Source organism: Alteromonas sp. 07-89-2 (genome assembly GCF_013113925.1).
In the GTDB taxonomy this organism is placed as follows: Bacteria; Pseudomonadota; Gammaproteobacteria; order Enterobacterales; family Alteromonadaceae; genus Alteromonas; species Alteromonas macleodii.
On record NZ_VTYM01000008.1, the window covers coordinates 1 to 23,996 of the forward strand.

Annotated in this window: 16 protein-coding genes; 10 read left to right on the top strand and 6 right to left on the bottom strand. The window is 44.2% G+C overall.

Annotated elements, in window-relative coordinates:
• The first annotated feature begins 264 nt into the window (after positions 1–264).
• Positions 265–462: a hypothetical protein gene (locus F0261_RS07120; RefSeq protein WP_014948811.1), complete on the top strand. Its 198-nt coding sequence runs from the start codon at positions 265–267 to the stop codon at positions 460–462.
• A 99-nt stretch (positions 463–561) separates the two neighbouring features.
• Here F0261_RS07120 and F0261_RS07125 read toward each other — a convergent pair whose 3' ends face one another.
• From F0261_RS07125 to F0261_RS07135, 4 genes are all read right to left on the bottom strand, one after another.
• A complete protein-coding gene (locus F0261_RS07125; RefSeq protein WP_014948812.1) occupies positions 562–726 on the bottom strand; it encodes a hypothetical protein in 165 nt (54 codons plus the stop codon).
• A gap of 303 nt (positions 727–1,029) precedes the next feature.
• The gene (locus F0261_RS07130) at positions 1,030–4,065 is read right to left on the bottom strand and encodes an EAL domain-containing protein (RefSeq protein ID WP_253819256.1); all 3,036 of its coding nucleotides are present in this window, start codon (positions 4,063–4,065) and stop codon (positions 1,030–1,032) included.
• Complete coding sequence (locus F0261_RS19900; protein WP_253819259.1) at positions 4,005–5,582, bottom strand: two-component regulator propeller domain-containing protein; 1,578 nt, start codon at positions 5,580–5,582, stop codon at positions 4,005–4,007. The genes F0261_RS07130 and F0261_RS19900 overlap by 61 nt, the downstream gene beginning before the upstream one ends.
• Positions 5,583–5,807: 225 nt before the next feature.
• On the bottom strand, positions 5,808–8,555 hold the full coding sequence (locus F0261_RS07135) for an insulinase family protein (RefSeq protein ID WP_171337570.1): 2,748 nt from the start codon (positions 8,553–8,555) through the stop codon (positions 5,808–5,810).
• Between the two features lie 171 nt (positions 8,556–8,726).
• Between F0261_RS07135 and sixA the strand changes: the two genes are divergently transcribed.
• Together sixA and F0261_RS07145 are read left to right on the top strand one after the other, a co-directional pair.
• Entirely contained in the window at positions 8,727–9,242 is a 516-nt protein-coding gene (sixA, locus tag F0261_RS07140) for a phosphohistidine phosphatase SixA (protein WP_253819262.1), read from the top strand.
• A 121-nt stretch (positions 9,243–9,363) separates the two neighbouring features.
• Complete coding sequence (locus F0261_RS07145; protein ID WP_014978722.1) at positions 9,364–9,558, top strand: hypothetical protein; 195 nt, start codon at positions 9,364–9,366, stop codon at positions 9,556–9,558.
• 37 nt (positions 9,559–9,595) lie between these two features.
• Here F0261_RS07145 and F0261_RS07150 read toward each other — a convergent pair whose 3' ends face one another.
• Together F0261_RS07150 and F0261_RS07155 are read right to left on the bottom strand one after the other, a co-directional pair.
• Positions 9,596–10,891: an HlyC/CorC family transporter gene (locus F0261_RS07150; protein ID WP_171337572.1), complete on the bottom strand. Its 1,296-nt coding sequence runs from the start codon at positions 10,889–10,891 to the stop codon at positions 9,596–9,598.
• A gap of 176 nt (positions 10,892–11,067) precedes the next feature.
• Entirely contained in the window at positions 11,068–11,859 is a 792-nt protein-coding gene (locus F0261_RS07155; protein WP_171337573.1) for an inner membrane protein YpjD, read from the bottom strand.
• Between the two features lie 298 nt (positions 11,860–12,157).
• On the opposite strand from F0261_RS07155, the gene ffh reads away from it, so the two are divergent.
• From ffh to F0261_RS07190, 7 genes are all read left to right on the top strand, one after another.
• Positions 12,158–13,597, top strand: coding sequence for a signal recognition particle protein (gene ffh / locus F0261_RS07160; RefSeq protein WP_171337574.1), 1,440 nt, complete (start codon positions 12,158–12,160; stop codon positions 13,595–13,597).
• A 187-nt stretch (positions 13,598–13,784) separates the two neighbouring features.
• Positions 13,785–15,851, top strand: a complete 2,067-nt coding sequence (locus F0261_RS07165; RefSeq protein ID WP_171337575.1) for a YncE family protein — start codon at positions 13,785–13,787, stop codon at positions 15,849–15,851.
• A 351-nt stretch (positions 15,852–16,202) separates the two neighbouring features.
• Positions 16,203–19,925, top strand: coding sequence for an ATP-binding protein (locus F0261_RS07170; protein WP_171337576.1), 3,723 nt, complete (start codon positions 16,203–16,205; stop codon positions 19,923–19,925).
• Positions 19,922–20,557, top strand: a complete 636-nt coding sequence (locus F0261_RS07175) for a hypothetical protein (protein WP_014978725.1) — start codon at positions 19,922–19,924, stop codon at positions 20,555–20,557. Before F0261_RS07170 ends, F0261_RS07175 begins: the two co-directional genes overlap by 4 nt.
• Positions 20,554–21,771 carry a phosphoenolpyruvate carboxylase gene (locus F0261_RS07180; protein WP_075176223.1) on the top strand — a complete coding sequence of 406 codons (1,218 nt, stop codon included), beginning with the start codon at positions 20,554–20,556 and terminating at the stop codon, positions 21,769–21,771. Before F0261_RS07175 ends, F0261_RS07180 begins: the two co-directional genes overlap by 4 nt.
• Before the next feature lie 467 nt (positions 21,772–22,238).
• A complete protein-coding gene (locus tag F0261_RS07185; protein ID WP_014976016.1) occupies positions 22,239–22,631 on the top strand; it encodes a TerB family tellurite resistance protein in 393 nt (130 codons plus the stop codon).
• A gap of 34 nt (positions 22,632–22,665) precedes the next feature.
• Positions 22,666–23,922, top strand: coding sequence for a carboxylesterase (locus F0261_RS07190; RefSeq protein WP_171337577.1), 1,257 nt, complete (start codon positions 22,666–22,668; stop codon positions 23,920–23,922).
• Positions 23,923–23,996 lie beyond the last annotated feature (74 nt).

A 23,996-nucleotide genomic window follows, 5' to 3' on the forward strand; every position in this document is an offset into this window, starting at 1 on the left:
TTGCGAAAGCACCTAATCAGACTCCGAATACATTAGCGCATAACCAACCCCGTTATCGACATTTATTGTTGCAATAACGAGGCGGACCATACATTTTTATGTCTAATGGGTATTTTTGCTGGTTTATTGTTCTATTTTGGGTAGAATTCCTGCGGTTAAAAAATGAACGTGTCAAATTGTTGGCGTAAATTATCAGTAAGTTAAATTGAATAATTGATGGGGATAAGTAAACCCACGTAACTAGGTCAAACAGGCGGAGGCAGTGTGATTTCACTCGTAGTATTAAGCGTTATATTTTCTCTGTATTTTTATGTAGAAGCGTTTAAATGGGGAATGAGCGCGAAGAAGTGGGCGATAGCGGGTTTTGTGTTAGGTCCAATCTTACTGCCCATGTTCTCAATCTCTCGCCATATACATTGGCGCAATGCAGTAGGGTTTAACAACCTTTATATTTCTGCGTAGTCTTTCCTAGCGGTCTGCTGAAATAAGTAAGTGGGGCGTAAAATACAGGTATAAAAAAAGAGAGCGTTGCTCTCTTTTTTTGAAATACTGTGCTTCAGATTAGAAGCCAACGCCGTAGCCACCACCAGATTGTGGCTTAACATACTCTGGTTGAGAGATGGTTTCTTTTTGCGACTCAGGAGCTTGTTTAGCGCCTTCTTGCTTGTCGGCAGCAACTGGGGTAGCGGTAGAAAGTACTAGTGCAACTGCGTACTCTTTTAACATGTTAATTTCCTCTGATTATTTTGAACGAACAAACAAAACCGATTTTTTATATTTGTCATCGGTACTTAATACTTAGCTAAATGCGTGCCAGAAATAATATTTTTTAAGATTTCCTTTATATTCAATGGGTTATAGTTTGTTTTTGGTGCGGGGATTTATCGACGTTCATAAGCGCCATTTTAATGGCACTAGAGTTTAATAAACTAAGGTTGAATAGAGGCATGACTTTGCCTAAAGCTGCAATGAGTGGCGTCAAGGAGGGGAAAGTAAACGCCCTATACGCGAAGTAAAAGGTAAGGGCGGTTAAAAATTGGAGTGGCCGAGCAGCGTATGAAGCTTTTGATTCTCGGTGAGAAGCTTCTCGAAGCGCTCTGCATTTAATGGTCGGCTGTACAAGAAGCCTTGCAACATCTCACAATCGTAGCGACGTAAAATATCTAGCTGTGCTTCTTCTTCAACGCCCTCCGCTACAACTTTTAAGCCTAAATTGTGGGCAATATTTATAATGGCAGCTGCCATATGACGGTCCACATTACTTTTTGCAATATCGTCAATAAATGCTTTGTCAATTTTTAGTGTGTTTAGTGGGAAACGCTTTAAGTAGGCTAGCGACGAGTAACCTGTACCGAAATCGTCTAGCGCTAGGTGAATACCTCTTTCGCGAAGGCGAGTCATCATTTGAAGGCCGTTTTCAGGGCTTTCCATTAGCGTACCTTCAGTTATTTCGCACTCTAAATGTAGTGGCGACAAACCAATATCGCTTAAGATCTTGTTTATTCTATCGTCTAAGTCAGGTAGCTCGAACTGCTTTGCAGAAATATTAACGGCTACACGACCACTAAACAAACCTTGGCTTACCCAGCGTTTGGTATCTGCACAAGCCTTTCTTAGCACTTGTTCACCAATTTCTATAATTTGACCCGTTTGTTCTGCCAGAGGGATAAATTGCCCAGGGCTTACTATGCCCTTTTGGGGGTGCTCAAAGCGCACTAAAGCTTCCATGCTGACTAGCTTACCTGAGGCTATATCAACTTTCGGCTGGTAGTAAACCGTAAACAAGTCATCTTTAATACCTTGTCTTATAAGGTTTTCAATTTGCAGTTGCCTAACGGCGTTTTGATTCATCTCTCCGCTAAAGAACTGATAGCTGTTACCGCCATTGTTTTTAGCGAAATACATGGCTGTGTCGGCGTTTTTCAGCATTTCTTGGGGAGAAGTGCCGTCGTCAGGGAAGAACGCGATGCCAATACTGGCACCCAATACAAACTCTTGCTTATTAATGATAAAGGGGCGAGATAAAGTGTCTAATAGGTTCTGTGCGTAATGCGTTACCGTGTGGATATCGGCATTGTCTTCCATTAACACGCTAAATTCATCACCACCTAAACGATAGCAAGTCGCACTCTTACCCGTAATTCTCTGTAAGCGCTTTGCTATTTGTTTAATTAATATATCGCCCGTTTGGTGACCTAAGGAATCGTTTATTTTCTTAAAGTTATCCATATCCAAACAGAGCAGAGTATGTTGTGCTCCTTTCCGCACCAAGTTCTGGTGGCTAGCTTGGAAGAACGAACGATTCGGAAGCTCTGTGAGCGGGTCAGTATTAGCTAGTTTCAATAGCTCTTTTTCAGTACTTTTTCTTGACGTGATATCACTAAATACGCCTACAAAATGGCTTATTTTTCCGTCATCGTCATGGACGGCGTCTATATTTAATTCCATTTCATAGCGCTCGCCGTTCACTCGCACACTTTCTACTTCACCTGACCAGTTACCTTTCGCTTTTAGCGTTTTCTTAATTTCTTCGGTAAACGCGTCTGGATATAGATGGAAATGCATATAGCTTGCTAATGCTTGATCACGGGTTTCGCCGGTGTAACCGCAATATGCATTGTTTACACTTATGAATTTAAATTGGGTATTAGTTATAAATACACCTTCAGAAATATTCTCAATTGAACGTTTAAATAGATTCAGCTGCTCTTCAGCTTCTTTTAAGTGATGAATATTCTTAAGTGTACCAGTCATTCTTACCGGCTGAGAATTGTGGTCTCTTTCAACCACTTTTCCGCGGTCAAGTATCCAAATCCACTGATTCTTAAATGTCTTTGCGCGGTATGCGAGCTCGTAGAAGTCGCTATTACCTTCAAGATGGTCTCTTAGAGCAGTTTTAACACGGCTTACGTCGTTAGGGTGTATGTTTGCATCGTAAGCGCCTGTGGTGCGTATATCATCTTGAGGGAAGTCGAGTGTGCCCCACGTATTTGCACGGTAAACTTGGCCTCTGTATACGTCCCAGTCCCACAACTCATCACCTGAACTCCATAGCGTCAGTTTAAGGCGTTCTTCCGACTCTTTGATGGCAAGCTGATTGGCTTTTCTTATTTGATATTGGCGAACGATGAACGCAAATATCGCGAAAGCTATTAAACAATAAAATACCAAAGCGACGGTATGGAGCCATGGAGGACGTTCAATAATTATCTGCAAGTTTTTACTTTCAGACCATGATTTCCCGGGCTCTTTTGCTTGAACTGAAAAAGTGTAGCTTCCAAAGGATATATTGTTGAATTGTGCAGACCTTTCATCGTCAACATATATCCAATCATTTTCAAAATTAGAGAGCTTATAACGGTAAGTAACTTGATTAGGGTAAACAGGGTTTACTGAGCCGAATGAAATACTGAACCTGGTTTCATCGTGCTTAAGCGTTAACTGACTTACGTAGGTTATTATTTCCTTGGAAGAGAACGAATGAGTTGAATCATCTCCTTCCATTGAGTTTCTTTTGGATTTAGCGACTGAACCAAAGATGTTGATCTGATATAACTGAGGAGCTAGGGTTTGTAGGATGCCTTCAGCATCAGAGTTTGCGTTTTTGGATATTCTTATAAAGCCTTTGTTGCCACCAAAGTAAATAATGTTGTTTCTAGTAGCAATTACAGCGCCTTCACCCAGTGAGTTAAAGTCTAGTTGCTGATTTGGTATACTCTCAGCTTCTCTGAGTGAAGGAAGAAGCACTTTGTGGACACCCTTAGCGTCAGAGTACCAAATATTGTTGTTTATAGATGTTGTAGACGTGATAAATCCACTTTGGTTATCTCGCTTTTGTTTTTTGACCAAAACAAGGCTTTCTTCGTCTAGTTGGATGACACCGTCGGAACGAGTAGTTAGCCAAAGCCCATCACTTGTTTGGTGAATTCCATATACAAGAGAGTTAATGCCATTGGTTGAATCCAATACCTTTGTGATTTGCTGCTTTTCAACTGAATAAACAATTAGTTTTTCTCCAGCTCTAAACCAAACCCTCTTTTTGTCATCGGCATAGATAGCAAACATTTTTCCGTATTCTTGAGAAAGGTTTTTTTGAGGAGTTGCCGGTCACTCTCATTAGGCACATCATCAAAATCTATTGAATGAACATCTTCATTAGGAAGTTGGAACCATATTGCAGATTCACTTTTAAAGATGTGATCAATGAATGAACCTTCGAAGTATTTTCGTAGTGTTACTAGTCCATTATCTGTTTCTGCAAGTACAATCAATCCTACCGACGAAGCAAGCCAAATATTGTTGTTGTTATCTATCTCAATGTCCCAGAATGAGCTATTGACATCTATATCTTGAGGCAAATTGAAAAACGATACATTACCGGTTTCTTTCGAAATTTTCCCCACGCCTTTTTGCTGAGAAACAAGAAACAGTTCGTTTGAGCTGTTTTCTGCGAAGCCCCAAATAGTTGAATAATTGTCTTCAGTATGCCGTTCCGAATTAAACACGGGTTGGAAGTGAACACTGGCAAAATCGGGGTGATATTTAAAAGCTCCCCGATGAAAGGTTGCAGCCCAAACAACACCCGTTCTATCTTCTATAACCTTAATTATGATTTCTGGTGGGATTCCTGTTGTGTTGTACGTTTCGGCGTTTAAATGTATAACTTCAGGGTTATAAGCTTCAGTTACTGGAACTGCTGCGCCGTCAGAAAGCAAAAACAACCCTATAAAAGTACCAATCCAAATATCGTCATCAACAACCGATATTGAAAATGAATTTACCTCTTCTTCAACACCTAAATCTTTACTTTCAATTTTCTTTAGAATTTTCCCATTTGACGCAATTACTATAAGTCCATTATTAGTCGCCAACCAATAGTTGCCGTTAATCACTGATATGTCATGGAGCGCTCGAATATCAAGTGAAACACCCCAAGGATTCACTTTTTTTACGTCATGAACCTCTAAGGTCTCTGTATCTATAAGTTTTGCGCCAAACTTATTTGAGCCCACCCAGATACGATTGGCTTCTTCGAAGATAACTTTAATGAAGCTTTCTTCATTGAAAACCTGAGTCAGAACACTTATTTGCGATCGTTGTTTGGAGTATCTATACAAGAATTTGCGATCCGCGAAGAGAATATCGCCATTTTTGGACTCTGTAATTGCTGTTATTAAATCAGTTTTTATTACCGAGTTTTCTTTATTGAAAACTTTGAAACTGTCGGTTTCAGGCTGATAAAGCGCTAGTCCCGAGTGTGTGCCTACCCATAATTGCCCCTCCGAATCCACAAACAAGGATTGAATGTACCCTGAAGGTAACGAATTCGGGTCTACATCTGAGGGATGGTATTGTTTTACATCATAACCAGAGTATCGGTTAAGGCCGTTTGACGTTGCAAGCCAAATGAAACCCATGTCATCTTCCACAATGTCTAATACTGCGGTATCCGATAGACCATGCTGCTTATTTAGCTCTGTAAAATGAAGATCAGAAACCTCTATCGCCTTTGCAGAAGAAAAAAGAATTCCTGACAAAGCCAACAAAAGAAGAGAAATTGAATAAATTAGGGTTGAGCGCACCTACACACCTTTGGCATACGCCATTTATTATTTTTTTATTTTACTGGCGGCATCCCTAACAGCCAGAATAATAAATATGCCGAATTAACTAAGCCTCTACAAGGACTTTTTAGTAATAACAAGAATGATGGTTTACTTATTAACCAACCTTGTCTGCGAATACCACTGGGTATCGGCAGATTGGTTAAAATCTTAACGACCGTGGCACGTGCCTACAATGCAGCTTTAGTAGTAAGGAATTTCTTTTTTGAATTCAGAAATACTGTTAATCGTTCGTTTTTCTTGCGTGGGAATACTCTCAAATTTTCCTCGAGAGAAAAGCACCAATTCCCCGCAGCGCTCTCGTTTAGCGAGTTGATGCGCGAAGTCTTGAATCTCTTCGAAACTCAAGCCTTTGATTCTTTCAGCAAGCTTTGCATTTCTATTAAACTCTAAATCTTGCGTACCCAAACTTACCCATAAACGCTGTGACTTCATCGAAAGTGTAAGGTCTCTCTCTTCTAACTGCTTAATAAGGTTTTGTTGGATAGTCGGCCAATAAAAACGATAGAACTCTATTTCATTGAGTTGCTGGAATAAAAAGGCGGTCATTGCATCTAGCAACTGCTTTGGACTGCATTGCGGGCTTTGTATGTAAAATGCCATTCCGGGGTGTTGATTATGTGGTACATAGCCTGTACCGACTATGTATCCCAATTGCTGTTCTGTTCTTAACGAATTGAAGAACGGTGCTGCCAGCATCTGTTCAAGAACCATACACAATGCGGTGTCGGTGAGGCTCGGAGAAGGCGCTTGTAAATAAAGTACGACCGCTGAGTCATCGTGATTACACAACACTTCGTGATAAAGAGTTCCGCCCACAGGCAGCTTAGATACGGCACGAGAAAGGGGAGCTCCCCCTGCATTTTTACAATGGCTATGAAGCGATGTCGAAAACGCCTTTGCTTCTTCGCTTGCCCAGTTGCCATGCATAAATGCCTCTACAAAATAATGCTCAAAGGCTGCACTGCGACAGCTTAGCATCTCGTTATAAGAGATGTTTTCTATCACGTCTAACAATTCAACTGGCGCTTGCGTGTTGCGTTGAATAAGAACACTTAAGCGAGAGAATAAACGGTTAGTCGGCTTATTTAACAGTGAATTATGAAGGCTTTGAATTTGAAGTGCTTTGTGATGTTCAAAGGCTCTTTCGTCAGGAATAAAACTGAGAACGGCGTCAAGAAGTTGACTTGCTAACAATGTCTGCTGATTCGTGAAACCACGGGTGTGTAGGGTAAATCCAGCTTGATGCCCATAAATCCGATAGTGAAGTCCCGCTATTTCAGCTCGGTAGTATCTAGCTTGGAGATGATCGTTGAGTGCGCCGAGCCAAATTCGCTTGGCCGCAACAGAGGTCAAAGAGTCTGAAAACTGAGCGGCGTCGAAAGAGATGTAAATATCGCCTTTGGGACTATGGAATTGCTGGTCCTGAGCGAACCAAAATCGATAGCCACCATTATCTACCAACCTGTTTGGAACGTTAAATCCCGTTTCAGGGAGGATAAGCGTGTATTCACTCGCCAAATAAGGATTGGGTGGTGGAAGGCGCAATTCTGGAATTTTCTTTGCGCTTTCAAGTGAATGTATTAGTGCATCGTCGATGTCTTCAACGCTATATTCAGCCTCATAAAATGCGCAAACCTGAGTGGTCTTAACATCTTTTGATATAACCTTTAAACGAAGGTTCTTGGGCGTGAAAAAGGACAGAGCATGCTCAATTATGCTTCTGTCATAACTACCAATAGTAGAGCGAAGTCTATTTAATTCGTCAGGTTCGAATATAAATTGATGCTGTGCATACTCAGTTATGATCCCAAGCGGCTTCACATTTTCTTCGTACTCTAAGGCCAGCGCGTTTAGCTGCGACTTTTCGTGAAAGCGCCACTCTTCAGTCGATGCTTCTCTAATTAATTCGATGTAGCTAAATAGTGCCTCTAACACCTGCGCTTTGTGTTTAAGGCCTTCTTGGGTAAGCTGAAAGCTCACGTTAAAATCTTTAAATTTATCGCCTTCTATGCCAGAGCCCGCTATCAGGTTTAACGCCCAATCTTTTTCTTTTAAATAGGCAAGTAGGCTTCCTTCACCTTCGTCACCAATCAAATGGCTGATGTAGTTCAGCGGTTTGGTTTTGTAGTCGTTCTGTAAGGCGGGGAGGGCAAATGTCACTATCATACGTCTAGCAGATTGCAGCGGATGAATGTTGATTTGAATGCCCAGTTCATTTTCTGTGTAAAGCGAAGGCCAGTCGTCAGAGGCTAGCTGTCCACTTGGCAATGTCCCAAAACACTGATTCACTAACGCCTCGAGTTGACGTATTGGCATAGGACTGGCTATGCACAAGCGCATATTAAGCGCACAGTAATACGATTGGTGCAGTGACTTCAGGCGACGTTTAAGCTCTGTACATTCGTGTTGAGAAAAGGTATCGCAATTGCCTACAGAAAATTTTGCAAAAGGATGCTCTGGGTTACATGTCTCTTTATGAATTTGATAAAGGCGGCGAAGGTCATCTTTTTTCTTAAACTCAAATTCAGCATGAATGTTCTTTATTTCGTTGGTTAGCGCGTCTTCTTCAAATAAGGGTTGCCTAAGCATATCTGCAAATGCAGGCAATGTTTGCGCAATAGCATCACCGCTGCAATTGAAATGGTAATTTGTGTACTCGGTACCTGTCCACGCATTGATTGTGCCGCCGTGTTGCTCAATGAATCCATTTATAGCATTGGGTTTGGGCAAATGACGGCTACCCATAAAAAGCATGTGTTCAAGAAGGTGGGCTAACCCTTGGCAATCGTTTGGGTCATAAAAGTGTCCGGCTCTTACCGCCATTGAAACAAAAGATTCACTCGCTTCTGGCGTGTGACATAACATGGCACGCAACCCATTAGGTAAAGTAACGTGATGTGCGTTTTCTAAATTTATGGTGTTGTTCACATTGTCTCGTTTTTGGTCAAGAGCACCTTACTGCTGGAGCGTCTATAAAGAGAAACTTCACAAAACGTTAAATAATGTACGAAAATTCTCACTATTCGCGGTTTAGCGCTAGGCGTAGTATCAGCTCTCTGATATCGTTAGCATACTTTCATTAATACTATGCGCAATGTTATGTCAGGTCAAAGTAGCAACGACGACATTTATCTTTTCATTATGCGTCACGGTGAAGCAGAAGCGCCCAGACTCGATGATAAAAGCAGGCAACTTACACCATTAGGTAGAGAGCAAGCCAAAACAGCAGCTTTATGGTTAAAAGACCAATATTGCCAGAAAGGCATTGTGGACTTAGCGCTTGTGAGCCCTTATCGTCGAGCCAAACAGACCCATGATATGGTATCGCTTGATATCATTGTGAACAAAGTTGAAAATAATGAAGATATTGTTCCGGAAGGCTCGCCAAGACTGGTGAGTGATTATATTGATGGACTTCTTCACGCCGCGGTCAATTCCAAAAAACCAATCAAAAAACTTCTTGTTGTTAGTCACATGCCGCTAGTTAGCTATCTCGTTGATGAACTGTGCCAGTCTTACACCACAAGTTTGTTTTCTACGGCCTCAATTGCTGTTATCAAGTATTCTTTAAAAGAGCACAAAGGCACGCTGGTAACGCATTATCAAGGACTGTAAACGCCTTGCTCCTTCTTAGCGATTAATTTCGGATATTGAACAATTAATCGTTAAGTAAATTCCCACATGGTCGATAGACTCTTTGAGAGTGTCAAAGTTTATTCTATTGAAGGGTTGGGAAATGGACAGCAAATCTATTCCTGAGCTCCTTAAACGTTCATTGCAATCGCATATGGCGGAGGCTGATTTACGTGAAGATAAGGAGACGCAGGATATTATTGCCAAATTATCTGAATTGTCAGATAAGGTCGCTGCTGCGAAAGCTAGAGCGCTGGCAAATAGAGCACAGCGTCTAGCTGACGAATCAAAAGGTTAGCTGATAAGGCCGAAAGGCAGGTTAACCACCAAAACGCTTAGTGGTCATTATTCGACTCTTTAGGTGCAACATAGTATTCCGGCATGATTCTGACGGTTTTTATCATGCTTTCTGAAATGTCTACAATTTCTAACGGATAACCCGCCAAACGCACGCTTACTTTGTTCTCAGGAATATCTTCAAGATACTCAAGTAATAAACCATTAAGGGTTTTAGGGCCTTCCGTAGGCAGGTTCCAATCCATTTCTCTGTTCAATTCCCGGACGTTGGCACTACCATCAACCAATACTGAACCATCCTGTTGTACGTGTGCTTCCTTACTGTGGTCTGGAACCATACTGGTGGTAAAGTCACCGATAATCTCTTCAAGAATATCTTCAAGAGTGACTAGACCCATAATGTCGCCATACTCATCAACAACCAGAGCAATGCGCTCTTTTTCGGCTTGAAACTTATACATCAGCGTGTGCAGCGGGGTAGATTCAGGCGTGTAGTAAATCTCACGAACTGCGCGAAGCAAGCTTGATTTAGTGAACTGGTCTTTTGATAGAAGGCGCAGGGCGTCACGCACATGCACAAAGCCTACCGCATCGTCGACACTGTCTCGGTATAATAAAACACGGGTATGTTGAGCATGGGTTAACGCTTTTTGAATTTTCTTCCAATCGTCGTTAATGTCGATAGCAAAAATTTCAGCACGTGGCACCATGATATCTTCGGCCGTTACACTTTCTAAGTCCAAAATACTCACCAACATATCTTGGTGTCGCTTAGGGATCATGGCACCAGCTTCAAAAACCACGGTTCTTAACTCTTCTCGACTTAACGAGTCATCACTTCCACTTGAAGGACTAATTCTTAGTAAGGCCAGAATACCGTTTGTGATACCGTTAATGGCTGCTACAAAAGGGTACAGCAAAGTAAGCAGCGGAAGCAGGATAATAGAGCTCGGGAATGCCACTTTTTCTGGATACAGTGCAGCCAAGGTTTTAGGCGTTACTTCTGCAAAAATAAGTAAGACCAGCGTCAAGCCAAATGTCGCAGCAAAAAGCCCCCAATAATCACCGAATAAACGAATACAGAGTATTGTTGCGAGCGAGGATGCCGCAATGTTTACTAAGTTGTTACCGATGAGAATAAGGCCTATAAGGCGATCAGGTCGATCTAGAAGTTTAGCAACGCGTATAGCTGAGCGGTTGCCTTCTCCTTGCAAGTGCTTGAGTCGATAACGGTTTATCGACATCATGCCAGTTTCTGAACTTGAAAAATACGCAGATAGTAATATGAGTACGCCGAGCGCGATAAACAGCGTACTCGTTGATATGTCGTCCAATTAATGGGTTCCTGTCTTAACTTAGGCTTCAAATGTATTGATTTGAGGTCCGAGTTTCAAGGGGAAATTGTCGATATGCCCCTAATTAACTAGATAACACCGAAAAGTGACAAGCGCCGCCGGGCCGCGTATAAAGCAACCCCCGGCAGCGAGCTCAGCAATAAATACAGGGAGTCTTAAAGAAGAAACTCGCGAACTAGCTTGCTACCAAAATACGCAAGGGACAATAAAGTCACGCCCAACACTGTCATGACAATGACCTGTCGTCCGCGCCACCCTCGAAGCTTTTGGCCTATAAGAAGGATAAGAAATACCACAAGCGCTGCAGCGGAAAGTACTGTTTTGTGCGCATAGGTTTTATTAAACATATCTTCTAAGAAAACAAACCCGCTAATTAGTGAGACGGTTAGTAAACAAGTTCCCGCAAGCAACAGCTTGAACAAAATGTTTTCTACAAGCATTAAAGGCGGTAGTGATGAATGTAGTAGCGCAGCACCTTTTTGCTTTAACCGGTAGGTAATGTAGGACATTTGCAGTGCGTATAAGAATGCAATGACCAAAGTGCAGTAAGCAAACAATGACAAACTAATATGGATAACTAAGCCCGGCTGCAGCTCTATGTGCATGATGTACGACACGGGAATAAACTGTGAGGCGAGTACCGTAAGACTTGCAAAGCCGAAAACAACAGGAAGTAAAATAAGATTAGGAATGGCGCGGGCAAATATAAGCATGGATACTGTGATTATCCACGACACTAATGAAAGTACGTTGGTTACACTCATGTCTTGCCCAGGCGCGACAATAATAACGTTGGTGAGAAAAGCGATATGTGCAATTGCCCCAACACTAGCGATGGCTAGCCCCAATCGCTTATTCGGGCCGTCTTGGTGTACGAATTTGCCAATAAGTACTGCCGCAGCTAATGCGTAGAGTAAAGCAGCAGAAATGGCGAAAAGGGTGTTCATGATGCGTCCTGTAATAGGTAGGTGACGTCTTCACCGACTGAGTCGGTATTGATACTGCAACTTGCAAGTAAATTCAACCATCTCCTTGATTTTGTTTGTTTCACACCCACTTTTAGTGTGGGTATAGGATCATGGAAGGACAATTTTTACTCCATATCGACTTCGAAATTCGTACATCAAATTTCGACAACCCTTGACGCAAAAGTTTAAAAATTTAACCGCAATTGTGGGTACGTTACCGTTCGCTTTTACGTTACAATGCGGGCATTACGTCTGAAATAAAAAGAAGTTTCATACTATGTTTGAGAATTTATCAGAACGCTTAGGCCAGACATTACGAAATGTCAGTGGTAAAGGGCGTCTTACTGAAGACAATATTAAAGAAACGCTACGCGAAGTGCGTATGGCGCTACTTGAAGCCGACGTTGCGCTACCCGTAGTAAAAGCGTTTGTTGCACAGGTAAAAGAGCGTGCAGTTGGTACCGAAGTAACCAAAAGCCTCAAGCCTGGCCAAGTATTTATTAAAATCGTTCAGTCTGAACTAGAGTCGGTGATGGGGGAAGCGAACGAAAAGCTTAACCTCGCAACTCAACCTCCGGCTGTTGTGCTTATGGCGGGCTTACAAGGTGCGGGTAAAACTACGTCTGTAGGTAAACTTGCGAAATACCTAACTGAGCGCGAGAAAAAGAAAGTGATGGTAGTGAGTGCCGACGTTTATCGTCCGGCCGCTATCAAGCAGCTTGAAACCCTTGCCGGTGAAGTGAATGTAGCTTTTCACCCGTCAACGATTTTACAAAAGCCCATTGATATCGTTAACGATGCCATTGTTGAAGCGAAGAAGAATTTCTTCGATGTACTACTAGTGGATACAGCAGGTCGTTTGCATGTCGACAGTGACATGATGGACGAAATTAAAGAGCTTCACGCTGCTGTTAAGCCAATTGAAACTCTGTTCGTGGTTGATGCCATGACCGGTCAGGATGCTGCGAATACGGCAAAGGCGTTTAACGACGCGCTACCGCTAACCGGTGTAATACTGACCAAAGCAGATGGTGATGCACGAGGTGGTGCTGCACTGTCGGTTCGTCACATCACGGGTAAACCTATCAAGTTTATCGGTATGGGCGAAAAGGTTGATGCACTTGAGCCTTTCCACCCTGAGCGTATTGCGTCTCGTATCTTGGGCATGGGCGACGTACTTAGCCTTATCGAAGAGGTTGAGCGTAAAGTCGATAAGTCGAAAGCGGAAAAGCTGGCCAAGAAGGTACAGAAAGGAAAAGGCTTCGACCTGCAAGACTTTAAAGATCAGCTTGAGCAAATGAAGAACATGGGCGGCATGATGGGAATGCTTGATAAGCTTCCTGGCATGGGCGGTATGTCTGACAAAATTAAAGATCAGGCAAACGACAAGCAGTTCAACCAAATGGAAGCCATCATTAATTCAATGACCCCGGCTGAACGTGCACGTCCAGATATGATTAAAGGGTCGCGTAAGCGCCGTATTGCGGCAGGCTCAGGTACGCAAATTCAAGACGTAAACCGTTTGCTTAAACAGTTTACGCAAATGCAGAAAATGATGAAGAAAATGTCTGGCGGCGGCATGAAGAAGATGATGCGTCAGATGAAAGGCATGATGCCTCCGGGTGGCGGTTTTGGAGGCCCTGGTGGCCCAGGCGGCCCGGGTGGATTCGGCGGTCCTGGCGGGTTTGGCGGAGGCGGTGGCTTCCCACCTCGTTAAAAGGCTGTCGCATTACTTAACAATGCTTAAAAACCTCAATCGCAGCAATGCATTGAGGTTTTTTTATTTTTTTTTGCATCCAGTTTCACTCATCAATCGTTTGGCTTGTTGAACAGGACGTGAGCAGTACTTATCGCATCGCGTTTAAGTGACGTCTCTTCACGAATCAACAAGTACGGAGATGAAGATGGAATTTAATAAAACATCACAGCAAAAATTAAAACTGTCACTGTTGGCGACGGCAATGGTTCTCGCGCTAAGTGCCTGCGACGGTGACGACGGAACAAATGGTGTCGATGGGACTGATGGCGCGCCTGGCCAAGATGGTGCACCCGGTCAGGATGGAACCCCAGGCTTTGCGTCAGCGACTTTCTTGGTCGCAAACAATGGCGATGACAACCGCAATACTGTTACCTCGATTGACCAAAACGCGAACGTCTTATCCACGGTAACCACAGGAGCCAATGAGGGGATTGTATTCACGCAAAGCGGAAGCTTGGTACAAGCTGGCGACAGTGATTTACCGTTATTAAGAACGCTTTGTAATTTTGAAGCTCAAGCCGACTACATGATGAGTACTGGGCATGAGATAACGGGCGCAACTACGGGCCTTGTTAATCCGAAAGGTATTGCCTTTGCTGAAAATGCAGGTTTAGTTATGGTGGCTGACTTTAACGGTCAAAAGGTTAGCGTATTCGGTGGCCAAGCAGCAGGCAATGTTGCACCGATTGCAGAAATAATGACCTCAGCAAAACCATGGGATGTGGCCTATGACGAACAAAGCGATAGATTGTTTGTTGCACTGACCGATGGGACACTCGCGGTTTACGATAATGTCGCTGGTTCTGATTTTGCGCCCACAGTTATGCGTTCAGTGGTGCCTTCAGATGCAGACGGAAATCAAATATCGATTAATCTGCACGGTATCGCTTACGAGCCTATGTCTAATCGTATGGTATTGTCAGACGTTGGCGATGCTGCAATTGCTGATGATGGTCAAATTTTTGTTTTAGAAAATGCCTCTACGGCTGATGGGGCTGCTGTACCAAGCAGAGTGATTGGCGGCGCATCTACCCAGCTTGGTAATCCAGTAGACATTGTTTTAACCGGTTCTGATCTTCGCGTGGCGGAAAAATCCAATGACGCCATTTTGGTGTTCTCAAACATATTCAACGGTGCTAGTGGCGACGTTGCACCAACGCTATCAACGCCTTCAGTAAAACCAGAGTCGTTGGCCGAGTTAACTCAGCTGAACGAGATGAAAGACGCATCGGACGATGGCATAACTACCATGCCTATTATGGGCCTTTCGGTATCAAGTAACCCTGCAAGCGAAGGTGCAACCACGGGGCAAGTAGCGCAATACAGCGCTGTACTTTCCAGTGAGCTAAGCACTTTTGACGCTGGTATGAGCATTGAGAGTGCCGCTTTCACGGCTAGCGGTGATGGCGTCATTACCTTCGATGATGTTGAAACCTCAACGGGTGGTTTACTCGTGATTAATCGCCTCAAAACCATGCGAGACGGTATGATGTATAGCGATAGTTTCGACCACATGATTGCGGGTAGCGATACAGGCTTGATTGCACCTAAAGGGTTAGACATTGCCTCAGAAGCAGGTGTGGTATTTGTGGCAGATGTTAACGAAGCTACTCCTGCCGTTCGCGTATTTTCGCCTTGTGCATCAGGCAATGTTGCGCCTCTATTAACACTTGAAGCTGCCAACGGGGCGCGCCCTTGGGATGTGGATTACGACCCATCGACTGATAGCGCGTATCTGGCGTTAACTAACGGTTCGGTTGCCGTGTTTGAAGAGGTGATGCGCAAAATGGAAAGCGGTGAAACCGTAATTACGGGTGAAGACAGGCTGATTGTCCCTGCAAGTGGTGGGACAGCATTTGCCGCGCCAACCAACATCCATGGCATAGACTATGATAGCCAAAGCGATAGTTTGGTCATTTCTGATGTAGGCAGCGCAGCGGATGCTACTGACGGTAAATTGTACGTGATTCCTGGCGCAGGCAGTGCCGATGGTATAACGGATGTATCCGTCAATATTGCAGGACCGAACTCAATGTTGGGTAATCCGGTAGACTTGATGCTCAGCAATGGTCATGTATATGTTGCTGAAAAATCAAATGGCATGATCCTGCGCTTTGACAATATTCTAAATGCAGCCTCGGGTGATATTACGCCCAGCTTTAGCATCATGTATCCCGCACCAGAGTCGGTAAATGTATTGTCAGTGAAGTAAAACAACTGATGAACAGCCTTGTAGAAACAGTGCATTTCATCGCTGTTCTATGAAAGCTCAATGCTTTCGCTAAAGCGGCACGTACCTAATCAGTACGTGCCGCTTTATATTTATTTGGCGTTATTGGGATATTCAAAAGCTTTGCCACTTAACTTTTAAACAATAGCATGCTTTATAACCAACAAATCACCGCGCATCTGTGCAAATTCGTGAATTCATAATACACTGACGGGCTACATCGTGCGCATGTGCTCGCTTTCTTTCAGGTATGCAACTTTTACCCTATCAAAGCAGGTACAGTTTTGTGCTGTGTGAGCGTTCACGCGGCAGAGTTATTGATACAGGAACACTATGGCAGGCTTAAAACGTATTATTCTTATCGACACGCATTTACCAGGCGTGGTCGAGCTAAAGCTTGATGGACACACCAATATTTGTGGTACCAATGCGTCGGGTAAAACCACGCTTCAACGACTTATTCCCGTGTTTTACGGCGAGTACCCAAGTCGCGTGGTACCGGCAACCCGTGACAGCTTTGAACGCTGGTATTTGCCTCGTTTATCTAGCTTTATTATTTATGAATACACGCGTGCTGAAGGTGACCTGTGCCAAGCAGTGTTAAGCTCTAATGGTACGGGCGTCAATTATCGTTTAATTGGCAAACCATTTGAAATCAGTGACTACTTAATAGAGCAAAAGAACGGCAAACACGCCAGTGTAAGCAGCGCCGAGCTTGCACGTGCCATGAAGCGTAACAACATTCTGGTAACCAGTCTGTTAAATACCAAAGACTTCCGCGCCATCATTCAAAACGACCACGGGGTGCTTAACCAGAGTAACAATGCCCGTGAGCTATTAGGCTACGCTAAAATCTTTAGCCTTTGCGAACCGTCGAAACACATGCGCCACATTGAGAAGTTGGCTAAAGCGGTTCACTCTAAAGAAGGCAAGATGGAAACTATCAAGGCCATGATTGCCGCCATTTTAGAAGAGGATGGCGTTACGCCACCTACTTCAGGCCTAAGCCGCCACCGCGTCGATGACTGGATTAAAGAATGTCACTTAATTAAACAATTCGACAAAATTCGCCCTGAGTTTTCTAAACTCGAACAAGCTGACATGGCGCTAACCACAACAGAGCAAGTGCTTGCTAACCTTAAGCATAGCTTCGAGCTTGATAAGACCTACTTGGCTGCGCGCGTTGAAACAACAAAGAATGAACTGGATGAGAATAGCTTCCAGCGCAAACAAACTGACAGCGAGTGGGGTGATACCCGCGATCACCTAAATCAGGTTATTTCATCTGCTCGTGCCGATGTTGAGAAGTTCACCAGTGAGCTTGATACGGTAGAGCGTGAATTCGATAAGTGGCAAGACCAAAATATTGAGCAGCTTAAAGAAGACGTCGCAAATTTGTCGCAGTGGCAAAATGAAAAGGCCATGGCCGATAGTCGCTATGTACTGCTTACTGAAAAACACCAAGATATTGAGTCGGCCTACAACAAGCGCTTGGCTGAGCTAGGTGAAAAGCTGTCAATTACTCTAGAAGAAATGTCAGCCGCACGCCAAGAAGCCGCAGAGAATAAAGCTGAGCAGCAGCAGAGCGAGCGTGAAGCATTAAGTCGCATTCAGAGCGACTACAATAGCCAGCTAAGCGCGCTTCAGAACGATTACCAAAATAGTTTGAATGAGCTAAAAGTTGCTGAAGCTGAACTAAAAGCTTCACTAAGTAACGCAGGCTACAACGAGTTTGAACAATCTCAGCTAGATATTCTTGATGCGGCCATTAAAGAAGCATCGATTAATGAAGATGCAGCGCGCGGTGAGCTGCGACAAGCGCAGCAGGCGCACAGTAAATCAGTTGAGTTTCGCAAAGAATGTTCAAATGCGTTAGATAAAGCGCGCAACGCCTTTCAACAAGAAGAAAAAGCGGTTAACAAAATTAATGCACTTCTTTACCCCGGAGAAGGCTCGCTACTTGAGTTCTTGCGCGCCAATGTCGATGACTGGGAGTTATCCTTAGGTAAAGTTGTGCGCCCTGAGCTACTAGAGCGCACTGATTTAGCGCCTGCTATGGCAAAGGATGCACAAGGCGACAGCCATACCTTTATGGGCGTTAAGTTAGCACTTACTGAACTTGATACCCCAGACTATGCCTTTACCGAGCAAGCGCTTAAGCAGCAACTGCAAGAAGCTGAAATTCGTCAAGCCGCTGCCCTTGCTGCGCAAAACGAATGCGAACAGCGCTTGGCGAAAGCGAACGAAGATGTGCGCAACGCCGAGCTTGTGGTTACCCAAAAAGACAACGCCGTTAAAAGTGCCGAAGCCAGCCGTAAACGTGCACAGCAAGACCGCGATACGGTACTTAGCGAATATCAGCAGGCGCTTTCTGCACGTAAGCAAAAAGCCAAAACTAAGCTTGAAGCGAATCAGCAGTCGCAAAAGCAAGCGAAGGCGCAGTTTGAGCTTAGTCGTGATGAAATCAAAGATCAGCAGCGCGAAGCGGAAACCGAACACAAATTCCATTGGCAGCAGCTTATCGCTGACAGTGAAGCACGTATATCTCAGCTTGATAGCGACATGCGTAAGGCGAAAGACAATGCTGCCCAAGACCGCAAAGATATGCAGGATTGGCTAGAAAGCGAATTGAGCAATCGCGGCGTGGATGTTGATGAAATAGGTCAGCTTAAAAAGCAAATCAATAAGCTTAAAGAAGACATTACTCGCACTGAAACCCATCGTCATAAAGTGGCCGACTACGAACGTTGGTACACTAACGTGTTTACTAAGCAAAAAGTGGTATGGCAGGAAGGCTTGTCTAAGTCGCGTAAGTTATTGGGCGAATCTGAGCGTAATTTAGCCAGTAAACAAGCAACCTATAAAGCTAACCGCGAACAGCTTCAAGAGCAGCACGGTCAGCTTGAAACAACGCTTAAAACTGCCAGTGAGCACCTGGAACAGGTTAAAACCTTAAGTAAATCTCTCGCCAAGCTTACGCTTCAAGCAGGGGATGAAACGGCTGAAATTAAGCATGACGATGTAAGTATTGGTCAGCGTATCTCAGAAGTGCAAAGCCAGCTTCAAGAGCGCGAAAACTTACTAAGCGATATTCGCGCCTATGTAGAAAGATTCGATCAGCTTATTGCCGCGCAAGCGGGCACAGGTTTGTCGGATACGTGGGAGCGCGCCCGTGAAGAGTGCGCGACGTTGAACGCTCACGGCGTGAAGAGCTTTGATCACCGCCGTATGGTGTCGCATTTGGCACAGCTTCTGAACGTGATTGTTCCGCAGAAGCTACAGGGCTTGCGTGAGCAAGGCCGTATCTTTGGTGCCGATCTTTCGCAATACTACTTTGTACTTGCCGATATCGACAAACGAATTGTGTCGCAAAGCCGCCGTATTACCCAAGAGGTCGACGGCGACCTTTCTCTTGATGGTGTATCAGACTCGGCTGTTAAAATTCGCTCACGTATTAGTGAACTTGAATTCTGGCCCGAACTTGAGCAATTCAGAAAGCTCTATGAGCACTGGATGGAAGAGGGGGCTAACGAGTTACCAGAGGAAGAGTACGGTCAAAGTATGCGCCGGGTTCTTGATATTCTTGGCCGTGCAGCGCTCACGGGCGGCATTAGCAAGCTACTTGATATCGAGCTACACCTTCGTGAGGGTAAAAGTGACCTTGTCATTCGTACTGACCGCCAGCTTAACGAGTCATCAAGCCACGGTATGGCCTACCTTATTCTGTGTAAATTCTTACTCGCTTTCACCCGTCTGCTGCGCGGCGATGCCGACGCCACAGTGCATTGGCCTATCGATGAACTCGGTACACTTCACCAAAACAACGTGAAGAAAATCTTTGAAGCGTGTCAAAACAACAACATTAGTGTAGTCGGCGCATTCCCTAACCCAGAGTCGGAAGTACTGACATTGTTTGAAAACCGCTACTTGATAGATAAGGTAACCCGTCAACTGCAGGTGGTTCAGCCCAAAGCAAGTTCTATAGGTGCTCGCATTAAACAGAAAAAAGAAGCAGAAAAGAACGGTGAAGTAGCAGGTGAGGAGGCATCAGCATGATGACAGAACAAGGCCGTGTACTGAGTGCACTTTTACAAGGCGCGTTTATTTGTCAGGTGACCGATGAAGAGGCATGGCGTTTTCTTAAATCAAGAGACAACGCTGCCCAGTTAGAACCTCATTTAGCGTTATTAAATCGTACATTATCGACCACCGCTGAGGGTGACGTATTCTTTGCCAGTTTCCTCACCATTGGTGAGAACGAGCGCAAAGTGCTTACACAGCAGTTCCAAGATACTGCATCTAACCTAGTGCCTCTGGTAGAGTGGTTGCTGCTGGTTCAGCAAGCTAATGAATCTGACATGCCCATTACCATGGGTAGCGCTATTCGACTAAACGAGCTGCAAACTACTATTGAAGACACCCCCGCCTATGCTGAGCAGTTAGAGAAAATATCGCGCTATCGCATGTTTGGTTCTACCAGTGTGAATTTGGATGGTCAGCTAAAGCAGGTGTTTAAACGCTTAACTGAAATGGGTTATCTGATTAAGCCAAACCCAGATAAACAGATTTATTTGGGCACTGGCAAAATTGAGCACCTTTACGAAATGCTACGTTTCATTGATGAAACCGAAGCGCTGAGTTTATCTGAGCAGGCGGAGGCCGCTATTTCGCAAGGTAGCTTGATATGAGTCAGGTGTTAATTCAGGCAGGAACTAAACTATTAAACGCATTGGGTCGTCACAGCGACCTTATCATGCAGGCGTACATTAATGGTTCAGTAAAAGAGCGCGATCACAGCCCTAAGGTATTAGACCAGCTTGTTCAACTAGGCGTATTGTGGCGCCCGGAAGCGCAAAGCGAACTGCGTTTGAAAAGCGCGGTGAGAACGCTTTTAGAGGGGAGCTTACAAGACGAGCGCAACCGGACTATCAACGCCAATATTGGTGCGTCGCTGGCAAGTCTTAAAACCCTAACTGAGCACTATAAAGAAGCCCTTCACTACAACAAGTATAATGAAGCGGCAGCCCACATGGGCGATTTGACCGAGCATGTCTATCAGCTTTCAGAATCATTGAGTAATAGCGTGCGTGTCATGTTTGGCCGTATTAACAATGAGTTTGGCTACGTGTCTTCGGTTGAAGCTAAAATTCGCGAAAATGAGTTAGCGCAAGGACAGGTAACCGACTTACTTGCCCAGCTTGAGTGTTTCCGCTTCGATGAGTTAAGTGAACTGGCAGGTTCTAACCGTGAACTTCGTCACTTGCTGGTGGTGTCGCTACAACAGCGCTTTGCTAAAGCTGCACAGGAGCTGTCAGTAGTACAAGCACGCTTATTAGACTTGTTAGGCCGGTTTAGAGAGTTCCAAGGTCGAACACGCTTGCTTAAAGGCTTCTTGCTACACATGGAGCAGCAGCCTGATTTTGCGCCAGGCAACTACGCTAACCTGACTAACGTACCTGTGTTGTTTAACCAATCGGACGCGATTATTGCTAACGCCGCCCCAGACGTGAACAACGTTGAGCATGAAGCCGATTACCAAAATATAGTGGCGTCGTTAACCCACGTACACAAACGCCAGACTAAACACGAAGACACAAAACCGGTCGACATTGATGTGACTGAGCAATCGACCTTGTCACTTGAAAAAGATCCATTGCAGCAAGCGGTAGAAGCGTATTTCTGTGAAGTCATCGACTCTGGTCAGCCTAAAACGGCGCTGGATTACTTTGAAGAACAGGCGTTAGACTTTGACCCTGAAGTGTGGATTTATCAGGTGATCGGGGGGTATCAAGCCCTAAACGATGAAGATAAGCAGTTTTTTGCATTAGAATCCCATGGTAATAACGATAAAGTCTATACGGGCAATTTCTATATTAACGATATCACGTTGGGCTTGCGTTAACGTAATTTCCTAATCTTACCCATTGTCTGTAAAGGTAAGTCTGGCCCACGTTTATTAAGGGGGGCCAGATTTTCTTATAACGTCAACGGTTCAAATTTAAACGTAAGTTAACAATGTTGATTAACTTTGTTCTTGTCTTTTTTACGCAAATTTTTGCGATGTGTGACACTTGGAACCTGTCAAAAAACACCTATAATGCAATAGGTGTTTACACTTATTTAACATTGTGAACTAAAAGCTTCATCGCTGCGTAACACTACCGTCAATTCAGCGGTCTACATTATTAGCCCAGTTAAACCTTGGAACCAAGTTAAAGGTTTATAGGTCCTATCGTAGTTCAACAACGACGCGTTATTGATGCTTTGGGTGTTAAATAGCTCGGTGTAGACACAAAAAAATTATCGCTACTGCTAGGACGCAGAGCATGTTGTGGTACTGCCGCGTACAGTACGAAGAGGAAGAGTGTTATGCAATTATCAGAACAACAAAGTTTTAACCAAGCCCTTATCAAGCTTTCAGTATTACTTTATCAAGTCGACGGAATGGTCACATTGTCGGAACAAGACTACCTGAATGCAATGGTTGAGTCTTTAGACTGGCAAAGCCCAATCTGTCGCGAAGCATTTCTAAACGACACGATATACCAAACGCGAAAGGCCATTGACACCGGCGATGCCATGACGTTTTTACGCAGTTTGAAGCACGACCTATCGTTTGATGCCGAGAAAACGTTAGAGGTTGCAATGGCGATCACTGGCGTTGATGGCGAGCGAAGCGAGGAAGAAACCGAACTTCTATCATTACTTACCCATAAATTACTCGCCAAAGCATTAGTTTCGGGTAAAGATACACTGCAATAATCGCTTTTTATTGCCATAAACCTAAACGTTAACAATGCCAAATTTTACCGTTAAAGCAGCACACGCATGTGCTGCTTCTCTCGCGATGTTCTTATTGAGCGGCTGCCATTCGTCGCACAGTTCTCAGTTCAGCGCCAGTGCACAGGCCTTCCCGGTTGGTGTGCAGCCTTTCGATAATTACCTAAATGAAGTTGAACGTTACTTGCTTGAACATAGGGCGTTTATTTCTGACGAAAAAGCACAAGAAATGTCCATGAATATGCCATTTGAATGCGGCACACAATACCGCAATATTGGCGTTTTGTTAGTTCATGGATTAGGTGATTCACCTTACTTTTTTCGTGATGTTGCCAACGCTATGTGTAGTGAGGGCATTCACGTTAGAACCATCTTGTTGCCGGGACACGGCTCAAAACCCGGAGACATGCTAAATGTTAGCTATCAGCAGTGGCAGACAGAAACTAATCATCACATACGACTATTTTCCGAAGAAGTAGACAACCTCTACATTGGTGGCTTTTCGACGGGCGCTAATTTGACCACAATAGCGAGTTTTTCGATGGCTGAAGAGCTTGATATAAAAGGGCTAATGCATTTTTCACCAGCCTTTAAATCACGCTTCTTTGTGTCCCGTTTAGCGCCTTATATTGACTCATTATTTCCCTGGCCTAATGTTGAAGAAGAAGATAACCCAAGCCGCTATAATTCCACTGCAATGCCAGGGTTCGCTGCCTATCAAGAAAGCGTAAATGTGCTTCAAGATTTATTCTCTAAATCGGAAAAAGAAAAGCGTGCGTTGAATTTACCTGTGCTTATGGTGGTGGCAGAAAAAGACAGTGTGGTTGACACAAAAAAGGTAGCTGAACAGTTTAGAGATAATTTTACTCATCCACACAAGTGTTTATTGTGGCAGGGTGAGGACGAACCCGATGTTCCTGAAAATACACTCATCATGCAAACCATGAAGGTCCCGGAGCAGCGTATTAGCGCAGCCTCTCATATGAGTACACTTTTTTCAGATAAGAACCCGCTATATGGTACTACGAGTGACTTTCGCATATGTGATAACGGTCAAGGTAGTGACGCTGAAGCGCGCTGCAAAGCCGGCGAAGAAGTGTGGTATGGGCCGTGGGGATTTGAGCCCGATAACGCTGGTGAAGAGTTAGCAACTAATAAGAAAGACAAGGTGTATGCAAGGCTAACCTACAACCCTTACTTTGATAGGATGGTCGATCAACTACTCGCCTTTACTGGTAAAGCCAAGGTCAAAGCGTTTTGTAGAACCTACTAAAGCAGTAGGTTCTTAGTCCATTTTAAAGCTCTAACATCAGCTGTATTCTAATAAAAAACGCCCAAGCCTTAACG